This is a genomic window from Wolbachia endosymbiont (group A) of Sturmia bella (assembly GCF_964030905.1).
GTDB lineage: Bacteria > Pseudomonadota > Alphaproteobacteria > Rickettsiales > Anaplasmataceae > Wolbachia > Wolbachia pipientis.
Genome location: NZ_OZ034988.1, coordinates 844,991 through 870,607 on the forward strand (window position 1 = coordinate 844,991; position 25,617 = coordinate 870,607).

The following is a 25,617-nucleotide window of genomic DNA, read 5'->3' on the forward strand; positions in this document are numbered from 1 at the left end:
AAGAAAAGCACACAAGTAAATCGTGTAGCTATAGTTATTGTAAGCAACAATGAAAAAGTGCGGAAGTGAAAAATTTATGTTGATTTTATATTAATTTTTAGTACAATTTAGCATTATAATCTGGGGGTGCCAATGAAATTTGAAATGTCGGAAGAAAATAGTAAAAGAGTCTTGTCTGGTACAAAATGGATTACTAATGTTGGTCAAAACTATCTTACATCACTGAATAATAGCACTAAACCAACTAGTTCTGGAAAAAAATTAATCAATGCTTTTTTACTTGTTCCAATCATCGTGCCTACTGCTATAACAGCATTATCTCTTAGCTTAACTATGCTTTTTTTGAATGCTGTTAATGTTCAAAAAGATGATTCTAAATTATCTAAAGTAATAAAGTTTATAGTTAGCTCTCTAATCTATATAGCTGCTACCGTGGTTTTAATTCCGTGCATTGTATTAAATCTAATAATTTCACTGATACCTGGTCTTATTTTTTATTACATTAATAAAGACATGTTTAGTCAAAAAGACATAGAAAACAGTCAAGGTCAACCAGTAAATAAAGTTGAGATAAGTAATGATAAAGAATACAATGAGCGTGTTGAAAAAGAAGCTAGCATATCAGGAACTGACCAACATCAAAATAATGAAGAGCACGAGCAAAATGAACTAAGGAGTAATAGTCAAAGTAATTCAGAACAACACCATTCAGCATATAATCAAGCATTAGTAAGTAATGGTCAACTACATAATCAACCGACTGTAGAAGTAATATCTCGAGAAGTGGGTAATACGCGATTTGTAGACCAGACTGTTATAGCAAAGGATATAAATAATGATGGTATACGAGATGGTGGAATGATGGTGCGAACAGTTGGAAATGATCGTAACTTCACTGCTTGTGGTATTGTTACCGGAAATGCTACTAATAAACAAGAAGGTTTCGCTACTGCTATGGGGTTTTCATGTAACATTGTTGAAAATGGAATAGATTTCCAACTTGGCTGCAGTATGCGCACTGGAACTGACAAAAAGCAAGCAATTAAACATCTTAAGCAAAGTGAATCAGCGCGAACTTTGCTATCTGGTGATAGTGGAATATTGTCTATAGAGCAGTTTGGTAGCTCACAACGAAAGCAGTAATTATTTCACCAGCGGCAAAGTAATACCATGCTGATTCATATATTTTCCTTTCATATCATCATATGATTTCTCGCATTCACTTTCGCCGCTTAAAAATACGAATTGGCATGCGCCTTCATTAGCGTAAATTTTCGCAGGAAGTGGAGTGGTGTTTGAGAATTCGAGTGTGACATGACCTTCCCATCCAGGTTCTAAGGGAGTAACGTTTACTATAATTCCACATCTTGCGTAAGTTGATTTACCAACACAAATGACCAGTACATTCCTTGGTATACGAAAATATTCCACTGTACTTGCAAGCACAAAGCTATTTGGTGGAATTATACATACGTCTGTTTCCTTATCTATGAAACTATTCTCAGAAAAATTTTTAGGGTCCACGATGGCTGAATTAACGTTAGTAAAAATTTTAAATTTATTATCCACTCTTGCATCGTAACCATAAGATGATAGTCCGAAAGATATAACACCTTTGCTGCTTTTGTGGTTCACAAAAGGTTCTATCATTCCAAAATTTTCAGCTTTTTCTCTTATCCATTTATCTGGCATAACTGCCATAATTGCCCCTTAAAGTTGTGTAATACTTACAATAATATAAAATAAAATTTAAATGTAAACTGTAGCTTTTGTCATGCAATTAAAGCTTTTCAGTTTGATTTTTTATTACAATAATTAGATTTATGTTCTTAACTAAAAATAATGCTTAGAAACTTTCTCCTGATTTTTGTATTCGTATTATTCACGCCGCTATCAAATGCTGATGCCAGGAAATACATCAGAATTGTTGGATCTTCAACTGTTTTTCCTTTTATCTCGTTTATAGCCGAAGAGTTCAACCGTGTATTCTCCTTTAAGACTCCAGTTGTGGAATCGATAGGAAGTGGATCAGGATTCAAAATGTTTTGCTCAGGAATAGGGGAAGACACTCCAGACATCACCACTTCATCTCGCCCTATGAAGGAAGTAGAAAGAGAACTATGTAAAAGGAATAAAATTAATGAAGTGATAGAAATCATCATTGGCTATGATGGAGTTGTCATTGCAAATTCAAATCAAAGCCATAGATTTGATTTCACAAAGAAGGACTTATTTGAAACTTTATCTGCATATTCTCAAGAAAATGATAAATTAGTAAAAAATAATAAGAAGTTTTGGTCTAATGTCAATCAAGCCTTACCAAAAACAGAAATTGAAATTTATGGTCCACATCAAAATACAGGTACATACGAAACTTTGGTTAATTCTATTATGCTTGATCAATATTCATGCATGAACTCGAGAATTTTCAAAGAGAATTATAAAGATCAGGAAGAAAGAAAGAAAGCATGTGGTAATATAAGGGATGACGGAAGGTATATAGAAGTTGGAATTAATGAAAATATAATAATACAAAAATTGAAAAGTAACAAGAACGCCTTAGGGATATTTAGTTTCAGCTTTTTAATGAGGAATCAAGATAAAATACAAGGGAGCACAATTGCAGGAATTGAGCCAACTTACGAAAATATATCATCGGGAAAATATATATTAGCAAGACCTCTATACCTTTACATAAAGAGGGAACACTTGGATACTGTTGATGGATTAAGAGAATTCGTAAAAGAAATTATAGATTCGATCGGCATTGAAGATGGGTACCTATCTAGGCTTGGTCTAATTCCACTTTCAAGTGAAGATATAAAGAAAGCTTCAGCAAAGGTTTATGATATAACGTGACGGCAACGTTTCTTTTATATTCTTTGTTCTAGCGTAGTCAGACCCAGCGCGGCGCGCTGGGATGACAATGGATTACTGATTAGGCAGTTCTGCGTTGTTGCAACACCCAGAAACAACCGGGTTCAAACTTTTCGTATTTGGACTTTCTGATTTCTCACAAACTCCTCCAATATAAGCTAGTACAGCCAATGCTGAAACTGCTGAAACTTCTAAAACTAATGCAACTACAGGATATGCCAGCACATAGGCTGCAATAGCACCAACTACACATAGTCCAACAACGCCTAGAGCGATCTTCCCTTTGTATTCATTAAGCTTTATTTCTCTGTCCTTTTTATAACCCTTAACTTCTTGAATAAAGTCTTCAAGCCATCCCTCACCAGCTACATTAGCATACTCTTTTTGTTGCTTTTCAAGAGAACCTATTATATAGTTATCTTCTGTATTTTGACCTTCTCTATTAACCATGTGGTCTTCAAGCCAGAAGTTACGAACATCAGGGGAAGCTTTATCCCAAAGAAGTTTAGTGATCTCTTTTATCTTTTCAAATTCTTCTTTGCCAAGATTTCTTTCATAGTCAACCATCAGAGGATAAATTAACAAGCAATCAATATCAGTAGCATCACTCCAATATACATTTCGCGTCAAAACACTTTCTACATCTTCACCGCAATTCTCTAGTGCTGTTTTAACTTGATCAACATTAAGACTTCTTATTGCACGCCTTAGTGCCATATCAAGATCCATTACCCTCTTGTGCTCTTCTATTTCTTGAATAACTGTTTTAAGAGCAGGTATGTTATAAAGGCCAAATCCTCGAAAACTCTCTATTGCACGACAACACACAAAATCACGAGTTTTCTGATTAGCAACTTTCCAAATTTGTTTAATGATCTCTACGTTTTCTCCAATTTCTCCTTGAACTTTAACTCCAGCGTCAAGACCAATAATAGCAAAATCTAAAAAATTATCTTTGTAACCAGCCCCAATCCCCTCGTGGTTCAAAACTGCTTGTATATTATCACATTCATTATTGTCGAATATGCCCTGGACCTTTTGAGGGTAGTTATTGCTAATTGCTAATTGCTAATTGCTATAATTAATGAAGCTCGAATTTTTTTTTGTATATCAGTTAATTCAACCATATCTTACCTCTAATAAAAATTTAATTATCACACATATTTACAAGTAAATCAAGTATATTGTTAATAACTGTTAATAAAGGCCAACAAAATGCTTGACGTTAGAGTAGCTTTTATGGCTTTGTATAGCGAGGAAGTAATTCTATGAAAAATCATCAACGTTTACAAAATTTGCGTTCAATTGTATTTATTGTGGGAATATTCCTATTGCTGTTTAGCTTAGCAATGCTTATTCCTGCTATTACTAATAAATGTCTCAGCTACAAATGGAAAAATTTCCTCGCTGGATTCATAATTACCTGCACATCTGGCGCAATTTTTATTTTACTCGGTAAATTAAGTAGATTGCATGGAATGCCAGCAATTTTTGCGATTACTAGTTGCACCTGGATTGCCTTGTCTCTGTTTGCAGCTATTCCTTTCTATTTTGATAATCTGAGCTATGTTGATGCATTGTTTGAAACGATATCTGGCATCACAACCACAGGAGCAACTATATTTAATGATATTGAAAAACAATCTCCAGGAATACTGCTATGGAGAGCAATGCTACATGGCATGGGGGGGGGTTTTGGTGTAATCACTTTAGGAATTGCAGTTTTTCCTATGTTTAAGGTTCTCAGCCTAAATAATTTACTTTATTCTGAGTATTCAGATGCTACCAAAAGGAAGTTGCCGAATACGCGAAGCGTAGTGATTCATGTTACGGCAATATATTATGGCTTAATTTTGTTATGTATATTTTCCTATTATCTAGCTGGTATGCCACTGTTTGATGCAATATGCCACGGAATGTCCTCTGTATCAACTGGTGGATTTGCTAACTATAACGATTCTATAGGGCACTATAATAACCCTATGTTAGAAGTCATAACGATCATTTTTATGATTTTGGGTTCTCTGCCTTTTCTTAGCTATTTAAAAATTATAAGACGGTTAGACATTTGCTATGATGAACAGGTCTCTTACTTTGTTAAGATAGCTACTATCTCATCTTTATTTGCTTGTTTTTGGTTGTATAAAAATGTTGATTTAGGAGTGTCATTATCATTTAGATGCAGCACATTTACCATCACTTCCTTGATTACGTCAACTGGTTATGCAATCTGTAATCATATAGATTGGAGTTTCATTTCAGTCTTAGCTTTTTTTCTCACCTTTGTTGGTGGATGTAGTGGTTCTTCAAGTGGTGGTGTCAAAATCTTCCGCTTGATTGTTCTTTTAAGGTCTATAAGAAATTACTTTTACCTTTTATTAAACCCTGATGCAGACAATGGAGTAAAATTCAATGGAAAAACCCTGGAGAATGATGAAATTCACTCTGTCTTTATATTTTTTGCAATTTTCATGTTAACGTTTACCATTTCATCAATAGTGATGTCTTACTTAAGCAATGCAGACTTTATAACTAGCGTCAGTTCAGTCTCTGCAACGCTTACAAACTCTGGTCCAGGGTTCAGCAACTTAATAGGTCCTTCAGGTAACTATTCTTCTTTCAGTAATGAAGTAAAATTATTTCTATCGTTTTTAATGCTGCTTGGCAGACTTAAAATATTGCCAATCTATTTTTGTATAGGTAATTTATTCTTATTTAATAGAGAGAAATAGTTGGTGAAACTTGATATTATAGCTAAACTGACTTACGACAATTTGAAAAACCGTCATTCCGCTACTCGTTAGCGATATCTATACCGCGAATAAATCCACAGATGTACGAACATTGTGATTTGGGCACACCAAGAAGAATGTCATCCAAGTAGCCCCTTTCTCGTCATCCCACTACTTGTTAGCGGGATCTATGCTAAGAGATACCGCGAATGAATCGCGGCATGACGGTTCGCGGCGGTATAGCTATAGATAGTATTAGCTATTTAATAAAAAGATCGTAGCTAAACCAAGAAATATAAAAGCTGAGAGAATATCAGTTGTTGCCGATGTTAGGATTGAAGAAGAAACGGCAGGGTCAGACTTTAAGCGATGAAGCATTATAGGAATGAAAGTTCCGATGAACGTTGCAATAATTGACATCATAATCATGGAGACCACAAAAATCATCTCCACTTTGAAGTTGTGAAACCTTATTGCTAACACTACTAATGAAATAGTAGATAAGATCACCCCGTTTATAAGACCTATTAAAAATTCTTTCATCAGTATTCTTTTTGCATTTTGCTCAGTTAGATATTTTGTTGCGATTGCCCGGATGGTTAGCGTTACTGTTTGGGATCCTGCATTTCCGCTCATTGATGCAATTATCGGCATGATTATTGGCAGCACTATAAAACTTTTTATTACATCATCGAAAAAGCCAACTACTATGGAACACATTGTTGCAGCTAAGAGGTTAAACAGTAACCAAGGTAGCCTTTTAATTATAGTTTTATGTATAGGGGCATTTATATCGGCTTTAGAAGATACACCGCTTATTTTGAGTACATCCTCTTCTGTTTCTTGTTGAACAACTTTTATCACATCTTCAATTAAGATCACACCAATAATTTTACCATTCTTATTTACTACCGGAGCCGATAATAGAGAGTAATCTTTAAATATTCTTGCTACTTCCTCTTGGTCTATTCCAGTTTTAATGATTTTTATGTCATGATCCATTATCTCTTTTATTATTGTGTCTCCTGAGTGAGATATTACCTTATTTAAATTAACACTGCCTATAGGCTCTAATTTTGAGTTGATAATGAATATCTGGTGAAATTTTTCTGGTATTTTTTTATAGTTGCACACAAATTCTGTCAGTTGATTTATTGTCCAATAATATGGAGCTATAACCATATCTTTATGTATTAACCTTCCTGCACTTTCTTCTGGATATGATAGCAACTCCTCTACCGATTTCTGAGTTTTGCTGGGCAAATAGTAAAGTATATTTTCTACAGACTTTCTATCTAAATCTTTCACTATGGTTACTATATCTTCTACATCAAGGAGCATTAGTAACTTTGCTGTATTTTCTATTCCCAATGTTTCTATGATCTCTATTTGTAAATCTGGCACTACATGCACTAGGGCATCACTTAACAAATGTTGATCGAGGATATTAACTAATTTCTCCCTGTGATCACTGATCGAAGTAGATAAAAAATAAGCTAACTGAACACTGTCTATCGTTTTTACAATATTACGAACATTCTCTAGCTCCTCGTTATCAAGTGACTCTATTAAGTCATCAATAGCCTTTTTGTCTAAACCATAATGGGAACTTATTTCAATATTCATTACTTTACCTTGTTTTTTAATAAATATACGCGCTTGATTTCCTTAAACATTAAAGTATAATGAAATTATTTAAATTAACTATCATATGGTTAAATTTCTATTTTGTTTACTGTTATTGTTATTGATAGTAAATATATTAAAATCTAAAGTATAATGAAAACTTATCCAGAAATTCTTGAACACTTTCAAAGCTTAAATAAAAGTATTTCTCTTATCAGGAGGTGTCTTTGACATAGAAAAATTAAAGTTGCGTCTTGAAGAGCTTGACTCCCAAGCGTCGAATGATGACCTATGGCAAGATAACCAAAAAGCACAAGAAGTTTTAAAAGAACGTTCTAAAATTAAGAATGACGTAGAGTCGTTTTTAAAGCTGGAAAGCGATTACAACGATGCCATCAGCTTAATGAAGTCTGCTATTGATGAAAATGATGAAGAATTTTTCTCTGAAGTTGAAAATGAATTAGCTAAGCTAGAGAAATTAATCAAGTATAAAGAAACAGAGTCCTTATTTACTGGTGAAGCAGATAATAATAACTGCTTTTTAGAAATCCACTCAGGAGCTGGCGGAACCGAGAGCAATGATTGGGCTGAAATGCTGATGCGCATGTATATAAGGTGGGCAGAAATTTATCACAACTCTAAAGTTGAAGTTGTAGAAAAATTAGAAGGAGAGTCAGTTGGTATAAAGTCTGCAATGATAAAAATCGTTGGAGAAAAAGCTTATGGGTGGGCAAAAAGTGAAAGTGGAATTCACAGGCTGGTTAGAATATCGCCATTTGATGCAAATGGTAAACGTCATACCAGTTTTGCAAGTGTAGGAGTAACTCCAGTGATAGAAGATTCAATTGATATTGCTGTGGATGAAAAGGATCTAAAGATCGACACCTATCGTGCTTCCGGAGCAGGCGGTCAGCATGTGAACAAGACTGAAAGTGCGGTACGCATTACGCATATTCCAACTGGTGTTGTAGTTCAATGCCAAAATGGTCGTTCTCAACACAGAAATAAAGATGAGGCGTTAAAATTACTTAAAGGACGTTTATACCAAATTGAACTGGAAAAAAAAGAACAGAAAATGGCTGAAGAATATGGTAAAAAATGCGATATAGGCTGGGGCAATCAGATCAGATCGTACGTTATGCATCCATATCAAATGGTGAAGGATTTAAGAACCGGACATGAAGTGGGCAATATAAATTCTGTTTTTGATGGTAATATAGATTGTTTCATAGTTAGTGTGCTTACTAAGCAAAATTAGGTAGGGTTGACTTTCTTGCCATAATATATGATAATTAAAATATTGTTAAAGTAGGAGTAAAGTTATGGCGATTAAATATGATCAGTGGAAAAGTGACCTTACCCAGAAAAAGTGGAGAGAAAGTGTGGAATGTTTTTTACAAAAAGAATGATGCATCAAATTGTTCTGGAATGCAATAGTTAATAGTGACGTTGTTTGTTATAAAAAATTTCTATGTATTCAAATATTGCAGTTCTAGTTTGTTGAGCAGAGTGTTGTGAAGTATCAATAAGTATTTCTCTTTTCAATGAGCTAAAGAAGCTTTCTGCAACAGAATTGTCGTAACAACAGCCTTTATTACTCATCTATATTCTTTACAGCTAAGAGATATTGATACCCTTGCGCAGTATATTGTGAACCTTGGTCACTGTGCAGCAGTAGATTTTTAACAGGTTTACGCCTATTAATGGCCATTAATAAAGAGTTCATAACCAATTGTTTATTTATTGCACTACTCATTAACTACCATACGTGAGAATTATTGCTGCCAAATATAGCCATCCCTCCTTGGTTTTGATGTAAGTAATCCCATACTTTATTTGGTTGATCAACAATAAAGTTTTGATCTAGTATATTGGGAGCTACAGCTCTATTATCTGTTTGTTGTTTTTTAATTTTAAACTTTCTTCTCAGTATAGCCCTGATGTCATTTTTCTGCATAATACTTTGCACCGTTTTCAAATTGCAACTTTTACCCAAAGCCTTCAATTCAGCATGAATTTTAGGAGCTCCATATCTACATTTAGAAACTTGATATATTTTTTGAATAGCTGCGAGTAGCTCTTTATTTGCTGATTCTCTACTGCTTATTTTTCTTGTGGTCCACTTATAGTAGCCACTAGCAGAAAATCCTACATAATTCCTGTACTTTATAGCAGTTACTATATAAAAAAATATTTTACTCTTTTTGACTGGCCAGGGCTTTTTTTTAAATGTCTCTTTCCCTTGTTACTCTTGCTTTGTAAATCAAACCTCTCTTTGTCGTAAGGAGCCATGTTACCTCTACCTGGAAATGCATCTGCTGCCGACTTTTTTTCGTTGTGTTTCTTTATCCATTTTCCTAATAAACCACCCTTTATTCCTAAATCCTTTGCTGTTTTTGTAATTGTTTGACCTGCCTTTCTTTGTTCATTTGCCAGTTTAACAGCTTCCAATTTGAATTCTGCTGTATATTCTCTTACCATTTCTAATCCTCCAAAATTTTATTTTACCCAAAAAAACTCTTTTCTTTCTCTCCACTTTTTCTGGGTAAGGTCAGAAATTTAATGATCCAGGATATACTCCTTTGTTAAGGGAGATTGAGCATTTTCGAATATTTCTTGAGTGCTTCCAGACTCAACAATTCTGCCATTATGAAAGAAAATTACACTATCAGATAACTTTTTAGCTTGCTTCATTGAATGAGTCACCATAATTATAGTAAATCTTAATTTTAGCTCTTGTATAAGATTTTCGATTGCATTGGTTGCCATTGGATCAAGAGCAGAGCACGGTTCATCCATTAATAAAATAGTTGGCTTCACTGCAATTGCGCGAGCGATGCATAGCCTCTGTTGTTGGCCACCGGATAAATTGAGTGCGCTATCTTGCAATCTGTCCTTCAATTCTTCCCATAAACCAACCTTGGTTAAACTATTTTCCACCATCTCATTCAATTTTTGCTTATCCTTCGCCATACCATGCAATTTTGGCCCACAAGCAACATTATCATATATTGATTTTGGAAAAGGATTTGGCTTTTGAAATACCATACCAACTTTTGCTCTAAGTAGTACAACATCCATATCGCGTGAATATATATCACCCAGCCCATCGATATCTAATTCACCAACAGTTTTGCAACCTGGTACATAGTCATTCATACGATTAAAACAACGCAAAAATGTTGATTTACCGCACCCGGATGGTCCGATAAAAGTAGTAACTTTTCTTTTATAAATATTCAAATTTATATCGAATAAAACTTGCTTAGAGCCGTACCAGAGATTTAAATCTTTAACAGAGGCACGTGTATTGCTCATATCACATCCTGCATTGAATAGAGCCCCGGAATTTCTCTTTTATTTTCGTATAGCCATACTGCTGCTTGAACAGCTCCTCTAGCAAATGTTGTGCGATCAATTGCTTTGTGGTTTAGTTCTATCCGTTCATCAGAATTAACAAACATCACGCTGTGATCTCCTATTACTCCACCTCCACGAGATACTGCAAAACCTATTCCCCCCTTTTTCCTTATGTTTGAACCACTATGTAAATATTGATTGGACTGAAAATCCACTTTTGAAGCGTTAGCAATTGTTTTGCCAAGTTCTATAGCTGTTCCAGATGGTGAATCCTTTTTTAAGTTATGATGCATTTCCCAAATCTCAACGTCATATTCATTACCTAAAAGCTCAGCAGCTTTTTTTACCAATTTCAGCAACACATTAACCCCAACACTCATATTTGCTGACCATAATATTGGAACTTCAGCAGCATATTCTTTCAAATCGACACCTTCTATTCCAGTTGTGCCACTAACCAGCGGTGTTTTAAATTTTACAGCTGCTTTAAGGCAGTCTAACATACATTCTTTAGTTGTAAAATCTATTACAACGTCAGATGACTCAAATATGCCACTAATAGAACTTGTAACTTTAATTCCTAGATTGGCTATAATTGGTCCAATATCTGAATCTATGTACTTACTACCTGAACGGGCAACAGCACCTGCTATTTCCACTTTGGTATTTGTAATTAATTCATTGAGTATTTTTTTGCCCATTCTGCCTAAGCAGCCTATTACTCCAACTCTGATTTTCATAAAGCTTTTTACGTTTATTAAGAATGTTAGGCCTTTTTTTAAGCTCTGTCACTTCTGATCTATATTCTATAGCTGTACGAACACTGCAATTTCAGATCCCAGTGCCTTGACCACAACTATTGCAATATGGTACATAGTGAACGATGTCATTCCAGTCTGGAATCTAGCCTTTCTGCAATCTCATCGAAAACGTTTTTCTATGCTAGTTTGCTTGCTTACAAGCAAACTTTTCTGGATCCCAGTGTCTGGGCACTGGGATGACACCCTGACAACCGTCATCCCGCTACTTGTTAGCGGGATCTATGCTAAAAGATACCGCGAATGAATCGCGGTATGACGTAGGACTACTGTCATTCCAGTGCTCCTTTTTTTGTCATCCCAGTGCGTGACACTGGGATCTAGTGGGCTCAAACTACAATGTTTGTACAGCTGTGATCTATATTCTATAGCTGAATAATTTAACAATTCAAAATGAATACATATCCTATTGAGCTCTATATTACATACCAGGTTGCTTTGCCTTTTCCATGCTGAGTGATGTGATTACTCTTTACGAGATTAGATACGTGCTTCTTTAAGGTATTGCAGTTTGCTTTAGTAATATTTTCCAAATCCTTAATTGTAAGACGTCCATGTTTGCTGAGTAGTGCTAATACTTTAGCAGAAAGTGGTGGTAAATAGAGATTTAACACTTTTTCATGTGACACCTTTTGTTCAAGATGAAATTTTTGCTTTTGTAGTGACCTTAAAAAGAATATAAGCCATGGATTAAAATCATAGCTGCTCGTCTTCAAGGATTGTTGAGTACGACGCAAAGCTAAGTAGTAACTCTCCTTATTACTTTCAAGGGAACTGTAAGGTACATAGATATACCCTAACTTTAGTAACAAGAAAGTTGTGAGAATGCGTGATAATCTGCCATTTCCATCCTGGAAGGGATGAATAGCTAAAAAAGTAACTATAAAAATGCCAATAATTAATAGAGGGTGTAACGATTTCACCTCTAATTGCTGGCTAGTCCAATAAATAAGTTCTTGCATTTGTGTTGCTGTCTCAAATGGAGAGGCTGTCTCAAAAACTATGCCCAAGCTTTTTCCAGATTCATCAAACGCTTCAACATGATTGGGGAATTTTTTATATTCTCCCATGTGCCTTTGATCTTTATATGAAAATTGTAAAAGCCAGATGTGAAACTGTTTTATAGTGTTTTCTGTAAATGGCATCTTGTTAAAGTTTTGAAATACTTCTTCACACACATACGCATATCCGGCTATTTCTCGTTCATCTAGAGAACGAAATGAGCGTGTATCAAGTTTGGATAGTAATTGCTCAACTTCACGGTCTGATAATCTTGCCCCTTCAATACGAGTAGAAGAACCAATACTTTCAATTGTTGCAATTTTCTTGAGCATTTGTAAACGTTCTGGAGCTAAATTACCAAACAATTGCCATGCTCCTTTAAATTCATCAATTTCAGCAACTAATTTTAACATTTCAGGTGTTATTACAATTTTTGAAATGTCAAACATATCTGTATTTTTATCTAGTTATATTCAATTATATTCGAAAATATCCTATTAGCAAAGAATACTTATGAGACACACACTAAAGAATGAATTTTGGTAGGCATAAAAGCAGCTTTTTTATGTTAAAATACAACATTTTGATGAAATTATAAGAAAGGCTGGATCCGAGTAGTCAGCTACCTGTCAGTGCATGTTGAAAAATCATTTTATGATCTAAATCAGTTTTTTTACAGGTAACTTCTAAGCTTATCAATTTTTCCAAGATCTTCTTAAGTTCTGAAAGTTGCAAACTTTTCAAATGAGATTTAAAACTCTGCAATTGTTTAAAAAACAATGGAGGGCTTAGCTGATCAATCGCAGCCTGCTCACTCATTCCACCTTGCACTGACAGCAAAACGTTTTCAAGGCGTAGGAAATAATTTGATATAATGCGAATTAGTGCTATCGGTGAAAAATTTTCTTGCGATATCAATGCATCAGAAATTCTAATGAAACGCGACATATCTTTACTTGCTATGGCAGAGCATAGATCATCAAGTGTAGCATAGTCGTTGCCGGAAGTTGAAAAGCATAATTCTATATCAGTAAGTTTTAGGTCTTTTCTCTCCCCTAAGTATAAAACTAACTTCTCAAGTTCTGAACATATAGGCAGCTTGCTATGATTAAAGTAAGATTGCAAATGGTAGATTATCTCATTTGTGCATTTTATATCATTTTGTTTTAAGTAACTTGATATAATGTCATAAAGATTGCTGTTGCTGTCCTTATAGCAAGCAATCACACCAAAAATTTTTGAACTCTCCATATAACTTTTAGTCGCAGAATTATATGGAAGATCATTTGCTACCATCATTACATAATGACCACTTGCGTTATAATCCAATACATTTTTTAACTCCTTGGATATACCTCCACTCACATTTATCAGCTTAATTAATTTTTTGCTGGTAAACATCGAAACGTTTGCCAATTCAGAAAACAGTAAACTGGGTGACTTATTCACTATTGCAAAATCCATCACCTGAACTGAATACTCACCCAAATTAGCAATTATTTCTTGTACATAAAAATCAACCCTACTGTTATCACTTCCATGAATTAACACACCACGTAAAGCATCAGGTTTCTCTAGGAATTTTTTAACTTTGGATGGTGTGACCCTCATGCTATCTATATGATATCATTCTCATTTGACTGTACATGAGTATCCAAAGACTCTGAGTCTCCTTGTGCAATATTATGCACATCACCTGCTACATCATCTGACTCTTCTGTTTTTCCTGTAATATAATTATAAAATTTTTTCACAGGTTGAGATATATATTTGGAAAAAATCCTTCTTCGCTCATATTGCTTACTCCATAAAATTAACAACTTATCATTAGCATATAAATAATAGTATAGCAAAAACTATTTTGTGCTAAGATAGTGATGTTTTATAATGAGTATATTACAAAATTATTAACATTCGAGATCAAAATTAAGCCAACCTGCTTAATACTAGCCTTATAAAATAAGCGATAATTAAATATACCGCTGCAACAAGTATAATTGCAGGTCCAGTTAACAAATCAAAACTTGCAGATAACATGAGACCTGATATCCCAGAGATCACAGAAAAAACTGTTGCAACAATAATCATCTGCATTGGAGTTTTCGAAATGAGCCTTGCAGATGCTGCTGGTATTAGCAAAAATGCAGCAATGAGTAATATTCCTATTAGTTGGGCAGCAATTGCTATAAATATAGCAAGAGTGATTAAAAATTCTAGTCTAACAAAGGTAACATTAATTTTTTCAACTACTGCTAAATCTTGATTAATTGAAATCATTAACCAATAACGCCATCTAAATATTAATATCAAAGTAACTACTGCAGAGGTTAAAAAAATCAATACTATATCACTTTGATCGAGCGTTAATATATCACCAAACAGTGAGCTAATAATACTATTATTGCCAGATGGAAGAAAAGACATAAGTATTAAACTCGATGATAAAACTACATTGGTAACAATGTTCAATATCGTATCAGCAGAATATAATCTGTTAAAATTAAGAGAAAGTAGTATAGCAAATGTAATTGCAATGAGCATTATGCTAAGCGATGGGCTAATCTTAAAGATTAAAGCAAGTGCAACACCAAGCAACGAAGAATGGGACAAACTATCACCAAGATAAGATAACCTTTGCCATATCATAAACGATCCTAAAGCGCCTGTTACTAGGCTAATTACAACTACTGCAACTAGACTGTTGATGAAAAAGTCCTGGGTAAGCATGCTATATGGCTATTAGATAACTGACAACAAATCTATCTTCGGATATCAGAATATTATGGGTTCTGCATGCAGAACCTGTTGTCATAAATTCAAAATTTAAACCTTTTTGTTCCATAAGATAGGACTTCACTGAAGAACTTAGTATATTGCGTGTTTTACCAGTACCTATTAACAAAATTTCTATTTCCTCTGTTAAAAAAGATTCAAAATACTCCTTGTTGTTTATATCACTTTCTTTCAATTTTATCACCTTTTCAGGAAAAATTATAATTGAGCCGCAATATTCTTGATTGTTTACCAAAAATTTTCCTTCCCTGTAACCATTTATAAGATTTTTATTCTCGGAAATTAAGGGAGTTATATCCATAAGTCAAACTATTAATTGAGTGTTGCATACCCACCATTCTGGTTGCTTTTTTCCGATATTAACTGCAGCAGCTTTTGCATTTTCCTCACTATCGAATATTCCAAAGCATGATACACCACTGCCTGACATGCGAGAAAGTATAGAGCCTTCTTGTGACTTAAGTGTTGATATCACATCCTTAATTTCAGGTACAAAGCTTATTGCTATTTCTTGAAGATCGTTTCTCGTCTCTTTTAGAAACTTCAACAAATCCTTTTCAGCGTCATCGCTCCATTTAATTGGCTCAGAAAATTTTCCTTCATGTTTGGAAAATACCTCTGGTGTACTCAAAAACCTTTTTTTCGGTTTCACAAGCACCACATTTGTAGGTAAAGAGAATTTTTTAATGTGGCATAATTCTTCGCCAATACCTCTAACAAAAACTGGCTTGCTATCTACGCTTGCGGGAACATCAGCACCAACGTTTAAGGCTATTTCATTTAAAATCGTCCTATCAATCTCCCATAGCTTCCCTAGCGTACGTACCACAGCTCCAGCATCTGAGGATCCGCTACCAAGTCCTGCAGCAATTGGTATGTTTTTTACAACCTTTACAGTGACTTTAGTGCGTACAGGAGCATGCCTAAGCAGCAGATTAACCGCTTTCATTACAGTGTTATATTGGTTATTTATTTTAGACTCGGAGTTTATAAATTCAACTGTAGAGTTATCGTATCTAGAATCCTTCTCACCTACTTTTATTTCCAAAAAATTAGAGAGATTAGCAAAGACAAATAAACCTTCAATCAAGTGATACCCTGTTTCTTTTTTGTCTACAACATGCAAAAAAAGATTGATTTTTGCAGGCGCCTTTACACAAAAACTTTTCATTATATATCTTCACTAACACTATTTTTACATTATATGTATAATGCTATTCTAGTCAACTTTTATAAGGTTCTCGCACTTCTGATGAGATCAAATGCCATAAATCCTAATTTCTCTGTGTGGGTAAATGCGTCCGCTGGTACAGGCAAAACAAAAATCTTAATAGACAGAGTATTGAGACTTTTATTAGAAAACAAAAGAAATATTCTTTGCTTAACATTCACCAATGCTGCAGCAAACGAAATGGAGAATCGCATTCACAGCATACTCAGTAAGTGGGCAATATGTTCAGATAGTGTGTTGGCAGCAGATCTAGAACAACTAGATTTCTTTCCAATGTCATCCCAGTGCGTGACACTGGGATCTCAGCACCCCTACTTGTCATCCCAGTGCGTGACACTGGGATCCAGAAAAAATAAAGATTATTTAACAAGAGCAAGAAGGCTTTTCTCTGAACTGGAAAATCTTGGTCTAACTATACAAACCATACACGCTTTCTGTTACAAATTAATCTCCAGCTTTCCTATAGAAGCTGGCATTGCTCCAAATTGCACGCTGAGCGAATGCAAAGAATTACATTCCATCATATTCAATAAAGTGCTTCATAACGAAACTGTGCAGGATGATATCAACCTTATTGCAACTGAAATTGATGAAAATAAACTACGCGATTTGCTTTATACTTTATGTGTAAAAAGATCAGCGTCAGCAAATGATTCGAAATATATCAAAGATAAATTGAGCGCCCCAGATGAAATTCATGACTTACAGAGTGAAACAATTGAGCACGTGGAAAGACTAGCCGAGATATTAAGTGAAGGCAGTAAAAGAGATCAGAGTTATAGTGAAATACTTTATTCTACTGTCATCCCAGCTGGGATCCAGAAGAAAAGAACCAGCGTCACGCGCTGGAATGACACTAAAGTAGAAAACCTAGCCAAGGTCTTTTTAAAATCAGAATCGCACGAAAAAAAGAGCATATCATCCATTGCAACAAAAAGTATTTTGGAGAAATTCAAAGATGCAGAGCAAATAATAGAGAGCGTTCAGAATGTAGTATTTACCCATATAAGAGACATGAACTCTTATCAAATATTCAAGAGAACCAGTAGCTTACTTGGTGTATTTAAAGTATATGTTGATTTATATAATAGTGAAAAATCAAAAAATGCACTGCTTGACTACAATGATATAATCAACTTAGCAACAAATCTTCTTAGCAATCCAAACTATAAAGATTGGATATTGTTTAACTTGGATCAAAAAATAGATCACATCCTTGTTGAAGAGGCACAAGACAATAGCATCAGCCAGTGGAAAATTATAACAAATCTCTGCGATGAATTTTTTGCCGGTAATGATGAAAAGCGAACCTTATTTGTTGTTGGTGACGTAAAACAATCCATATACAGATTTCAAGGAGCAAATCCCCATCTATTCAACTATATGCAACAATACTTTCATACGAAAACTGGTGGTAGAGATTGGATATCATGCCAACTTGAAAAGTCATTTCGCTCAACTCCAGAAGTTTTGATGCTTGTAGATAGAATATTTAATAACTTCCGCGCAGAAATATCTTTTAATGATAATGAAATAAAACATGTTCCACATAGAGAAAATGACCAAGGATATATTGAAATTTGGCCAGCGTTACCAAGGCGCAAAGAGAAAGAACAGCAAGCTTTACAAATTCCTCTGACATGCAGGGAAAATTATATAATAGCAGACCGATTACTTGCTCAAACAATAGCCAACAGAATTCACAATTGGTTAAATGAAGGGCGAATTTTAGTCGCTAAAGATCGCCATATAGAGCCAAGAGACATTATGATTTTGGTACGGCAACGAAACGTATTAGTTGATTACATAATAAGCGAACTTAAAAAAGCAAACGTGCCAGTTGTAGGCCGGGATTATTTTAGAATTATGGACTATATAGCCGTGCAGGACTTAATAGCTTTGGCCGAATTTTTACTCCTCCAGGCAAATGATTTAGCTCTTGCAAATGCTTTAAAATCACCGCTATTTAATTTCACCGAGGATGATTTATTTAACATTGCATACGACCGTAAAGAGCATTCACTATGGGAAAGAATTCAGGATTATTCTGTGGTTATCTATAGTGAATTAAACTATCTCATTAACTTATCTCGCATAGAGTCTCCTCTTGCACTATTTACACATATATTGCGTACAGGTAAGAAGAAATTTGCTGCAAGGCTAGGTCTTGAGTGCTTTGAGGTTCTAGACGAATTTATGAACCTCGTGTTGCAATTTGAAAACCCATCTCTTCAAGCGTTTGTTCAATGGATCAAGGAGAATAATCCGGAGATTAAGAATGATATGCAATCAGAACGCAATGCTGTGCGAATAATGACAATTCACAAATCAAAAGGTCTGCAAGCTCCCATAGTATTTTTGGTTGATACAAACACAGTGCCAAGAAACAGTGAAAGCATTATCTTTGATGGAACAGAAGTGCCATTTTGGTGTGGAAAAAACAACAACGCTTATTGCGATCAAGTAAAAAGAGAGAAAAAACTAGAGGATTATAATGAATATTTGCGTTTATTATACGTAGCACTCACGCGTGCTGAAGATGAGTTATACATCTTAAGTAAAGAGCCAGTGCAAAAGGGCTCTTGGTATGATCTAATCACTAAGTACGGAGAGCCATATGAAAAGAAACAAAGGGATTTACAGCCAATATTTAAAGAAAAAGTTGAAGTATTATGCGTGAATGCAAACTACCCTTACATTTATAAAAAACGTGATTATTTTGACGTTCCGGTCATTTCCCTTCCACCAGCTTTAGCCCACTCTTCGGTGTCATCCCAGCGCGTGACGCTGGAATCCAGTGAAAAAGAAGGAGCAGAATGGATCCCAGTGTCAGCTACTTGGATGACAGATGGTTATGCAAGAGGCCTGATTATTCACAGCATATTGCAGTATATGCCCAAGATAGAAAAAGAAAGGAGAAAAAATTGGGTCAGAAAATACCTTGATAACATCAGCGAAGATAAGGATGAAATTTACAGTAAAATATTAGCCTTTAATGAAAAATATGGCTATTTGTTTGACTTGGAAGGCAAATCAGAGATTACACTGAGTGGAACAATTGATGGCAAGTCAGTATTAGTACGACTAGATAGGCTATGCATAACGCAAGATAAAGCAATCATAATTGACTACAAATCACACCGTAACGTTTCTGTTTCCTTATTAAATGAAATAAAAAAACAGATGTTAATCTATAAAACCTTAGTACAAGAAATATATCCAAACAAGCAAGTAGAGTGCGTGGTTATTTGGGTGGAAGATTTAACCATTCAATCTGACTTTTAACGAAACTTGATTGCAAGAAATAGCTACTACGTCATACCACCGCGAACCGTCATACCGCCGCAGACCGTCATACCGCGATTCATTCGCGGTATCTCAGCCGCTAACACGTAGCGGAATGACAGCAGTCCTACGTCATACCGCTGCGGATAGATCCCGCTAACAAGTAGCGGGATGACGAATTACTTAACTGTCATACCACCGCAAACCGTCATACCGCCGCGGTATCTCAGCCACTAACAAGTAGCGGGATCTCAGCATAGCTATCTTAAAGCTAAGTAATATAAGTCAATCCAGCTAGGATTCTTTTGATTGATCAAATTAATTTTCCACTGCCTTGGCCATTCTTTCAGGCGCCTTTCTCTTGCAATAGCTAAACTTATATCTTCAAACTCTTCAAAATATACAAGTTTATTTACATTATATCTTGATGTAAAACCTGAAACAATTTTGTTTTTGTGTTCCCAAATCCTCTTGATCAAATTTGCAGTTACACCAATATATAATGTGCTATTAGCTTTATTTGTAAGTATATAGATATATGATAACTTCATCTTAATCGTTTATAGCTAAAGTAACTGAGGTTTACCAACATTATACTACACCATCATACCACAATAAAACTTACCGTCATGCCGCCGCAGATAGATCCCGCTAACACGTAGCGGGATGACGAGTTACTATACCGCGGCGGTATCTCAGCCGCTAACAAGCAGCGGGATGACAGCAATCTACGTCATACCGCGATTCATTCGCGGTATCTCTTAGCCGTTAACACGTAGCGGAATGACGATTGTCGGTAAATCTAAGTTACTGTAGCTATAAAGGCTTTCACAACAACCTATTTTCCTTGAAACTAAAATAGCTACTGAATGTAATAATAATGTGATCTATTAATTCTATTCCTATACTTTGGCAAGCTTCTGCTAGTTGTCTAGTGAGAGATATATCGCTATTTGAAGGTTGTGTACCTCCGCTTGGATGATTGTGAGATATTACAATGGATGTTGAACCAATCAAAAGTGCGCGCTTGATGATCTCTCTGACATAAAGAGGAGTTTGATCTACTGTACCAATATTTTGCAAGTCTTCCGCTATTAGACGATACTTTTTATTCATATAGATGACACGAAAATTTTCCTTATTGAGGCTTCCTATACTTATTCTTAAATAATCAAGCAATTTTTCCCAGTTATCGATTACAGGCAGGTTTTTTATTTCTTCTCTTGCAGAACGAACAAAGGCTTGTTTTACACAAAAGATGGCAGATATCGCTGCATTGCTGACATCATCAACGTTTTGCAGCGCTTCCAGGTCAGCATTAAAAACTTTATTTAAGCTGCCAAAACTTTCTATCAAACTCTTTGCCACCGGTTTTACATCAATTCTACTATATGCTGAATATAAAATGTGCTCTAAAACTTCATAATCAAGTAATGATTGTCCATTATCTAAAATAATTTTCTCTCTTAGGCGCTTTCTATGCCCCTTTTTGTAATTTTTCATCATCAATGAATTGCTTATCTCTTGTATAATAAGAAATTAGATTTTTAAGTAAAATATTTAATAAAGCGCATGACGCACAATTGTAAGAACATTCATTTTTAAAGACAGCAAATGGTGTCATGAAAGTAGCTGACGCGAGCTCTACGTCATACCGCCGCAGACCATCATACCGCCGCAGACCGTCATACCGCGATTCATTCGCGGTATCTCATCCGCTAACAAGAGATCCCGCTAACAAGTAGCGGGATGACGAATTACTTAACCGTCATGCCACCGTGAACCGTCATACCGCGATTCATTCGCGGTATCTCTAGGTCCCGCTAACAAGTAGCGGGATACTTGATCTTTACAGGGATGACGGTTGTCGTTTAGCTACAAACATTAAGAAATTTACCAAATGAAAAAAAAGGCAAAAGAAGCCCTAGTCATTGTCTATTTTCAGTATTTGGCGTTTTTTAAATCTTAAACACTGCGATTTAGCTGCTTTTAAACGCAACTCACCTTAGTTTAAATGTTTAAGAAATTTACTAAGCAGAAAAAAAGGCAAAAGAAACCCCGCGTTAGCTAGTTGTCACTCTCTAATCCTGCAAATTGGCGTACTATACTGTCTTAAACGACTTATAAGCGCGTTTCAGCTTATATAGGTAAAAACCCAGAAATGTTGTGAAGACATAAGGTGCACATAGTGCAAAAAATTAAAAATAAGACGCCAACTACGTTGTTTTCTTGCTGTTTAATCTGCACAGATGAAGATAACTGAATACCTTCACTATCATGATAAAGGGGCTGGCGAAGGGTGTCAAGTAGTTTTTAGCTCTGCCTTCTAAGGCTTTTACTCGTGACAACCACTGTGCCTGCGATCTTATCGTGCCAAGTTTGACAGCGTTTGTTGAAATTTGACCATAAAAAGCCCAAGAACAATGGTGCAACTGACAATATAAAGGAAAAAAATCTCTTTGTTGCTTGTTTTAGGGTCATCTTTTCGAAAGTTTGTGCATCCACAACTCTAAGCCCAAATAATAGTTTTCCAGGTGTAGTAGCAAACTTTACCCACATATATATTACATAGCAAAAGAGCATAATAAACTGGACTATTTGATTTAGAATCATTAATTTTACAAGTCTACTCTGCATTGCCTTTTCTTCTATAGAAAGTGGCACTTGCATTGGGGATTTTGCAGCAACTTGGCTGAATATTTTGCTATCCTCTGAGTTTGTAAAGAGCTGATTAAAGGCTTGGCTGCAAAACTGCAAGAACAAAACGATAATAATTAAATCAAGCAATACTGATATATAGCGCCTGAGGCCCGTTACATAACATATCCCATTTTCATCTTTCTTTACCTTTTGAATAACATTTATAGAAGAAAAAATAGAAAATAAACGATTAAAAAATTTATGTAACATATATATACTTTCCAATATTTAACGTGCCCCTGGCCGGACTTGAACCAGCATGCTTTTGCAAGCAACAGATTTTGAGTCTGCCGTGTCTACCATTCCACCACAGGGGCATTAAGTTTTAATGCTATAGGCAACACGGAATTAGTCAAATTTTTTTGCCTTTACATCTTTCAAATGAGGACTAAATATTCTACAATAATCAACAGTTACTCTCAAAACTTAAAATGAATGAATTAGCCAATCTCCTCAGTTCAAGAAGTGTAGATAAGGAAATATGTAAATTACCGCATAATTTAGAAGCTGAACAGATGCTTATTGGTGCAATGATTCGTGATAATAGAATCTGTGATGCAGTTGAAGACACAATTACAGCAGAAAATTTCTATGATCCACTGCATCAAAGTATTTTTACGCAAATATCTAAAACCAGGAAACACGGTATAGTTGCCAATGAACTGAGCCTCAAAATGTTTTTTGAGAACGACCAAGCGTTTACCGAGTGTGGCGGGGTAGAGTACTTAGCAAAGCTTGCAGCGAAGGCAAGTATTGCACTTGATATTTATAGTTTGACTAGAATAATCCGTGATACTTACTTAAGGAGATGTTTAATCAAGCTCGGGCAAGAAATAGTTGGTGATAGCTACAACTACGATATTGAAAATCCTGCACAGGCGCAAATTGAACAAGCAATGACAAAATTGTTCAATTTGGCAGTAAAAAAACAAGGTGAGAAAACATATATAAAACTTGCAAGTTCAATTAAAGATGTAGTTGAGAAGATCAGCACACTGAAAAATAATCCAGAAGCGCTAGGCGTTACAACCGGACTTCAAGATCTAAATCAGCTTCTTGGTGGTCTACAAAAATCTGATTTATTAATTTTAGCTGCAAGGCCTTCTATGGGTAAAACAGCATTGGCGCTAAACATCGCACTTAATGCTTGTAAGATGTTGCAAAAAAGAGCAGATAAGCAACACTATGTAGCGTTTTTCTCGCTTGAAATGTCAGCAGAGCAATTAACTGCAAGGCTGATCACTATAGATTCAGGGATTAGTTATTATAAGGCATTAACCGGGAGAATTAGTGATTTTGAATTGCATGAATTTATCAATACTAGTACAGAATTATCTGAACTGCCTTTCATCATAGATGACACCCCTGCGCTATCAATTAGTGCCCTTCGCACCAGAATACGCTTGCTGTATCAATTATATAATGTAGAAGTGGTATTCATTGATTATTTGCAGCTAATCAGAGGAACAACAAAAAGGAGTAATGAAAATAGAGTGCAAGAAATCTCGGAAGTGACGCAGGGTTTGAAAGCAATTGCAAAGGAGCTAAATATTCCCATTGTTGCACTATCTCAGCTCTCTCGTTCTGTTGAGCAGAGGGATGATAAAAAACCACAACTTTCTGATTTACGTGATTCAGGGAGCATAGAGCAAGACGCAGATATAGTAATGTTTCTCTATAGAGAAGAATACTACGAATTGAGAAAGCAACCAAGTGAAGGAAACAATAAACATCGGGAATGGCAAGAGAAAATGGAGAAAATTAGAAATATTGCAGAGCTTGTTATTGCAAAGCAGAGGAACGGGCCAATTGGCAGTGTGAAGCTATATTTTGACTCTAACAGAGGTGCATTTAAAGATTACACGGAAAGGCATAGTTCATAGCTTGACAGCAATCTTCTTGTTCCCAAGTTTATCAATTATTTTTTTATGTAAAGATAGCTTGACAACTTCTTAAAAATCCTTTTATAATGGTATTATATTTTATAATACGTGAGATGATGAATAAAAACAATGTACCCTATTATATAGCTGGAACTCTGGCTGCTTTAACTTTATTAGCATCTGGAGTGTTTGCTGCAGCTCCTTATATTGGTTTCTTAGCTCCAGTTGCAGCATTAAGTGTTGGCCTTCCATTTATTATTGGTGGTGCTGTATTTTCTGCTGTAGCTATTGCACTTTCGTATCAAGCAATTAGTGAGAACAAAACAAATTCTGAGTTAAAAAATAAAATGAAAGCTCAAGAGCAAACAATTTCTGGGCAAAAAACTCAACTAGCTAAAAAAGAAGCGGAAGTAAAAGCTAAAGAGGAAGAAAATTCTAAGTTAAAAAATAAAGTAGAAGCTCAAGAGGAAGAAAATTCTAAGTTAAAAGATCAAGTACGCACTCAAAAGCAGAAAAGTTCTGAGCAAAAAACTCAACTAGCTGAAAAAAATAAAAAGATAGAAGAAGACAAATTAAAAGTGGCAATTGCTGATGGCACTGTTCAGCTTGCAAAAGGAACAGTTAATAGCGCTGTTTGGTTTGCAAAAGAAGCAGTTAATGGTGTCTTGTATTCTGGCAAATATGCTTACGATAATTATGTGCCATCAACTGAGTCTACAAAAGGAACACTTAGTGGTATTGGAGGTGGCTTGAAAAATACTTATGATGAGTCAATTGCATCTGTAAGAGGAGCACTTAACAGCGTTGGAAGCAGCTTGTACAGTAGGATTTATGGTACTAAGGTTTCTAGTCCGGAAGAGCAGTTTAAGCGTGAAGATGGATCTAAACCTAGCATGCAAGAACTAACTCGTTTGGATTATTTAAATCTTGAGGTTCTTTCCAGTGAGCAAAAGCAACGAGCTAATAGTTTGGATTATTTAAATATTGATAACGTTCCTAAGCAACCTGATCATTTAAATGTTGATGCTGCTAAAAGTTATTTAATGAGTCTTTCTGAGGATCAGGATGTATTTTATGATGCAGAATCTGGTGATGAAAAAGGTACTGAGATTTCTAGCCCAGAAAGTCAGCCAACTAAAGAAGAAAATGGTCAAGGCTGGTTTGCATGGAGCCTAGGAAAGGTTAAGTCGGCAATTACTGAAGTAGTAGTGATAGGTGCTGATGTTACTAAACCATATTGTGCTAAAGTAACTAAGGCACTTGCCACCTAACTTGAATATGTAGACAGCGGTGTGCACCGTCGTTAACTA

The 25,617-nt window shown here is 35.3% G+C and carries 21 protein-coding genes, 1 tRNA gene and 1 pseudogene; 7 read left to right on the top strand and 16 right to left on the bottom strand.

Translation table 11 applies throughout. The features are described 5' to 3' along the window. Positions 1–132 precede the first annotated feature (132 nt). Positions 133–1,143, top strand: coding sequence for a hypothetical protein (locus ACQH3L_RS03905; protein WP_425384630.1), 1,011 nt, complete (start codon positions 133–135; stop codon positions 1,141–1,143). Here the strand turns inward: ACQH3L_RS03905 and dcd are convergent, their stop codons facing one another. Beyond that, positions 1,144–1,701 carry a dCTP deaminase gene (gene dcd, locus ACQH3L_RS03910; RefSeq protein ID WP_006280485.1) on the bottom strand — a complete coding sequence of 186 codons (558 nt, stop codon included), beginning with the start codon at positions 1,699–1,701 and terminating at the stop codon, positions 1,144–1,146. Positions 1,702–1,842: 141 nt separating this feature from the next. Here dcd and ACQH3L_RS03915 point away from each other — a divergent pair, with 141 nt between their 5' ends. Next, positions 1,843–2,859 (top strand): substrate-binding domain-containing protein, encoded by a 1,017-nt coding sequence (locus ACQH3L_RS03915; protein WP_070356802.1) that lies wholly within the window; start codon positions 1,843–1,845, stop codon positions 2,857–2,859. A gap of 72 nt (positions 2,860–2,931) precedes the next feature. Here ACQH3L_RS03915 and ACQH3L_RS03920 read toward each other — a convergent pair whose 3' ends face one another. Further along, positions 2,932–3,864, bottom strand: a complete 933-nt coding sequence (locus ACQH3L_RS03920; RefSeq protein WP_425384631.1) for a hypothetical protein — start codon at positions 3,862–3,864, stop codon at positions 2,932–2,934. 281 nt (positions 3,865–4,145) lie between these two features. Here ACQH3L_RS03920 and ACQH3L_RS03925 point away from each other — a divergent pair, with 281 nt between their 5' ends. After that, positions 4,146–5,609: a TrkH family potassium uptake protein gene (locus ACQH3L_RS03925; RefSeq protein WP_425384632.1), complete on the top strand. Its 1,464-nt coding sequence runs from the start codon at positions 4,146–4,148 to the stop codon at positions 5,607–5,609. A 255-nt stretch (positions 5,610–5,864) separates the two neighbouring features. Here the strand turns inward: ACQH3L_RS03925 and mgtE are convergent, their stop codons facing one another. After that, a complete protein-coding gene (gene mgtE / locus ACQH3L_RS03930; protein ID WP_006280192.1) occupies positions 5,865–7,235 on the bottom strand; it encodes a magnesium transporter in 1,371 nt (456 codons plus the stop codon). 153 nt (positions 7,236–7,388) lie between these two features. Here mgtE and prfB point away from each other — a divergent pair. After that, positions 7,389–8,493, top strand: a protein-coding gene (gene prfB, locus ACQH3L_RS03935; RefSeq protein ID WP_425384633.1) for a peptide chain release factor 2 whose coding sequence is annotated in 2 segments (ribosomal slippage) — positions 7,389–7,463 and positions 7,465–8,493 — 1,104 coding nt in all. Because the reading frame shifts where the segments join, the coding sequence is not laid out codon by codon here. Positions 8,494–8,629: 136 nt separating this feature from the next. Here the strand turns inward: prfB and ACQH3L_RS03940 are convergent. The 9 genes and pseudogenes from ACQH3L_RS03940 to ACQH3L_RS03980 all read right to left on the bottom strand — a co-directional run bounded on the left by ACQH3L_RS03940 (position 8,630) and on the right by ACQH3L_RS03980 (position 16,379). Then, a pseudogene (locus ACQH3L_RS03940) lies at positions 8,630–9,716 on the bottom strand (IS3 family transposase). Positions 9,717–9,794: 78 nt separating this feature from the next. Beyond that, entirely contained in the window at positions 9,795–10,553 is a 759-nt protein-coding gene (pstB, locus tag ACQH3L_RS03945; protein ID WP_006280935.1) for a phosphate ABC transporter ATP-binding protein PstB, read from the bottom strand. Further along, positions 10,550–11,335, bottom strand: a complete 786-nt coding sequence (gene dapB / locus ACQH3L_RS03950; protein WP_010962542.1) for a 4-hydroxy-tetrahydrodipicolinate reductase — start codon at positions 11,333–11,335, stop codon at positions 10,550–10,552. Before dapB ends, pstB begins: the two co-directional genes overlap by 4 nt. Before the next feature lie 494 nt (positions 11,336–11,829). Then, positions 11,830–12,864, bottom strand: coding sequence for a Fic family protein (locus ACQH3L_RS03955; RefSeq protein ID WP_209472855.1), 1,035 nt, complete (start codon positions 12,862–12,864; stop codon positions 11,830–11,832). A gap of 169 nt (positions 12,865–13,033) precedes the next feature. Beyond that, positions 13,034–14,026, bottom strand: a complete 993-nt coding sequence (gene holA, locus ACQH3L_RS03960; RefSeq protein WP_010962537.1) for a DNA polymerase III subunit delta — start codon at positions 14,024–14,026, stop codon at positions 13,034–13,036. A gap of 5 nt (positions 14,027–14,031) precedes the next feature. Then, the gene (locus tag ACQH3L_RS03965) at positions 14,032–14,169 is read right to left on the bottom strand and encodes a hypothetical protein (protein ID WP_341820248.1); all 138 of its coding nucleotides are present in this window, start codon (positions 14,167–14,169) and stop codon (positions 14,032–14,034) included. A 172-nt stretch (positions 14,170–14,341) separates the two neighbouring features. Then, a complete protein-coding gene (locus ACQH3L_RS03970; protein WP_010962536.1) occupies positions 14,342–15,142 on the bottom strand; it encodes a metal ABC transporter permease in 801 nt (266 codons plus the stop codon). Between the two features lies 1 nt (position 15,143). Then, complete coding sequence (locus tag ACQH3L_RS03975) at positions 15,144–15,509, bottom strand: Mth938-like domain-containing protein (protein WP_425384634.1); 366 nt, start codon at positions 15,507–15,509, stop codon at positions 15,144–15,146. Positions 15,510–15,512: 3 nt separating this feature from the next. Then, the gene (locus tag ACQH3L_RS03980) at positions 15,513–16,379 is read right to left on the bottom strand and encodes a 4-(cytidine 5'-diphospho)-2-C-methyl-D-erythritol kinase (protein ID WP_010082535.1); all 867 of its coding nucleotides are present in this window, start codon (positions 16,377–16,379) and stop codon (positions 15,513–15,515) included. Between the two features lie 81 nt (positions 16,380–16,460). Between ACQH3L_RS03980 and ACQH3L_RS03985 the strand changes: the two genes are divergently transcribed. Further along, positions 16,461–19,724, top strand: a complete 3,264-nt coding sequence (locus ACQH3L_RS03985) for a UvrD-helicase domain-containing protein (protein ID WP_425384635.1) — start codon at positions 16,461–16,463, stop codon at positions 19,722–19,724. A 260-nt stretch (positions 19,725–19,984) separates the two neighbouring features. On the opposite strand, the gene ACQH3L_RS03990 is transcribed toward ACQH3L_RS03985, so the two are convergent. The 4 genes from ACQH3L_RS03990 to ACQH3L_RS04005 all read right to left on the bottom strand — a co-directional run bounded on the left by ACQH3L_RS03990 (position 19,985) and on the right by ACQH3L_RS04005 (position 22,741). After that, complete coding sequence (locus ACQH3L_RS03990) at positions 19,985–20,275, bottom strand: GIY-YIG nuclease family protein (RefSeq protein WP_010082530.1); 291 nt, start codon at positions 20,273–20,275, stop codon at positions 19,985–19,987. 277 nt (positions 20,276–20,552) lie between these two features. Continuing rightward, complete coding sequence (gene radC, locus ACQH3L_RS03995) at positions 20,553–21,227, bottom strand: RadC family protein (protein WP_425385015.1); 675 nt, start codon at positions 21,225–21,227, stop codon at positions 20,553–20,555. A gap of 810 nt (positions 21,228–22,037) precedes the next feature. Then, entirely contained in the window at positions 22,038–22,634 is a 597-nt protein-coding gene (locus ACQH3L_RS04000; RefSeq protein WP_190321214.1) for an RDD family protein, read from the bottom strand. A 24-nt stretch (positions 22,635–22,658) separates the two neighbouring features. After that, positions 22,659–22,741 (bottom strand) — tRNA-Leu (locus tag ACQH3L_RS04005). 114 nt (positions 22,742–22,855) lie between these two features. Here ACQH3L_RS04005 and ACQH3L_RS04010 point away from each other — a divergent pair. Continuing rightward, positions 22,856–24,307: a replicative DNA helicase gene (locus ACQH3L_RS04010; RefSeq protein ID WP_010962532.1), complete on the top strand. Its 1,452-nt coding sequence runs from the start codon at positions 22,856–22,858 to the stop codon at positions 24,305–24,307. Positions 24,308–24,393: 86 nt separating this feature from the next. Next, a complete protein-coding gene (locus tag ACQH3L_RS04015; protein WP_425384636.1) occupies positions 24,394–25,578 on the top strand; it encodes a hypothetical protein in 1,185 nt (394 codons plus the stop codon). The last annotated feature ends 39 nt before the right edge of the window (positions 25,579–25,617 follow it).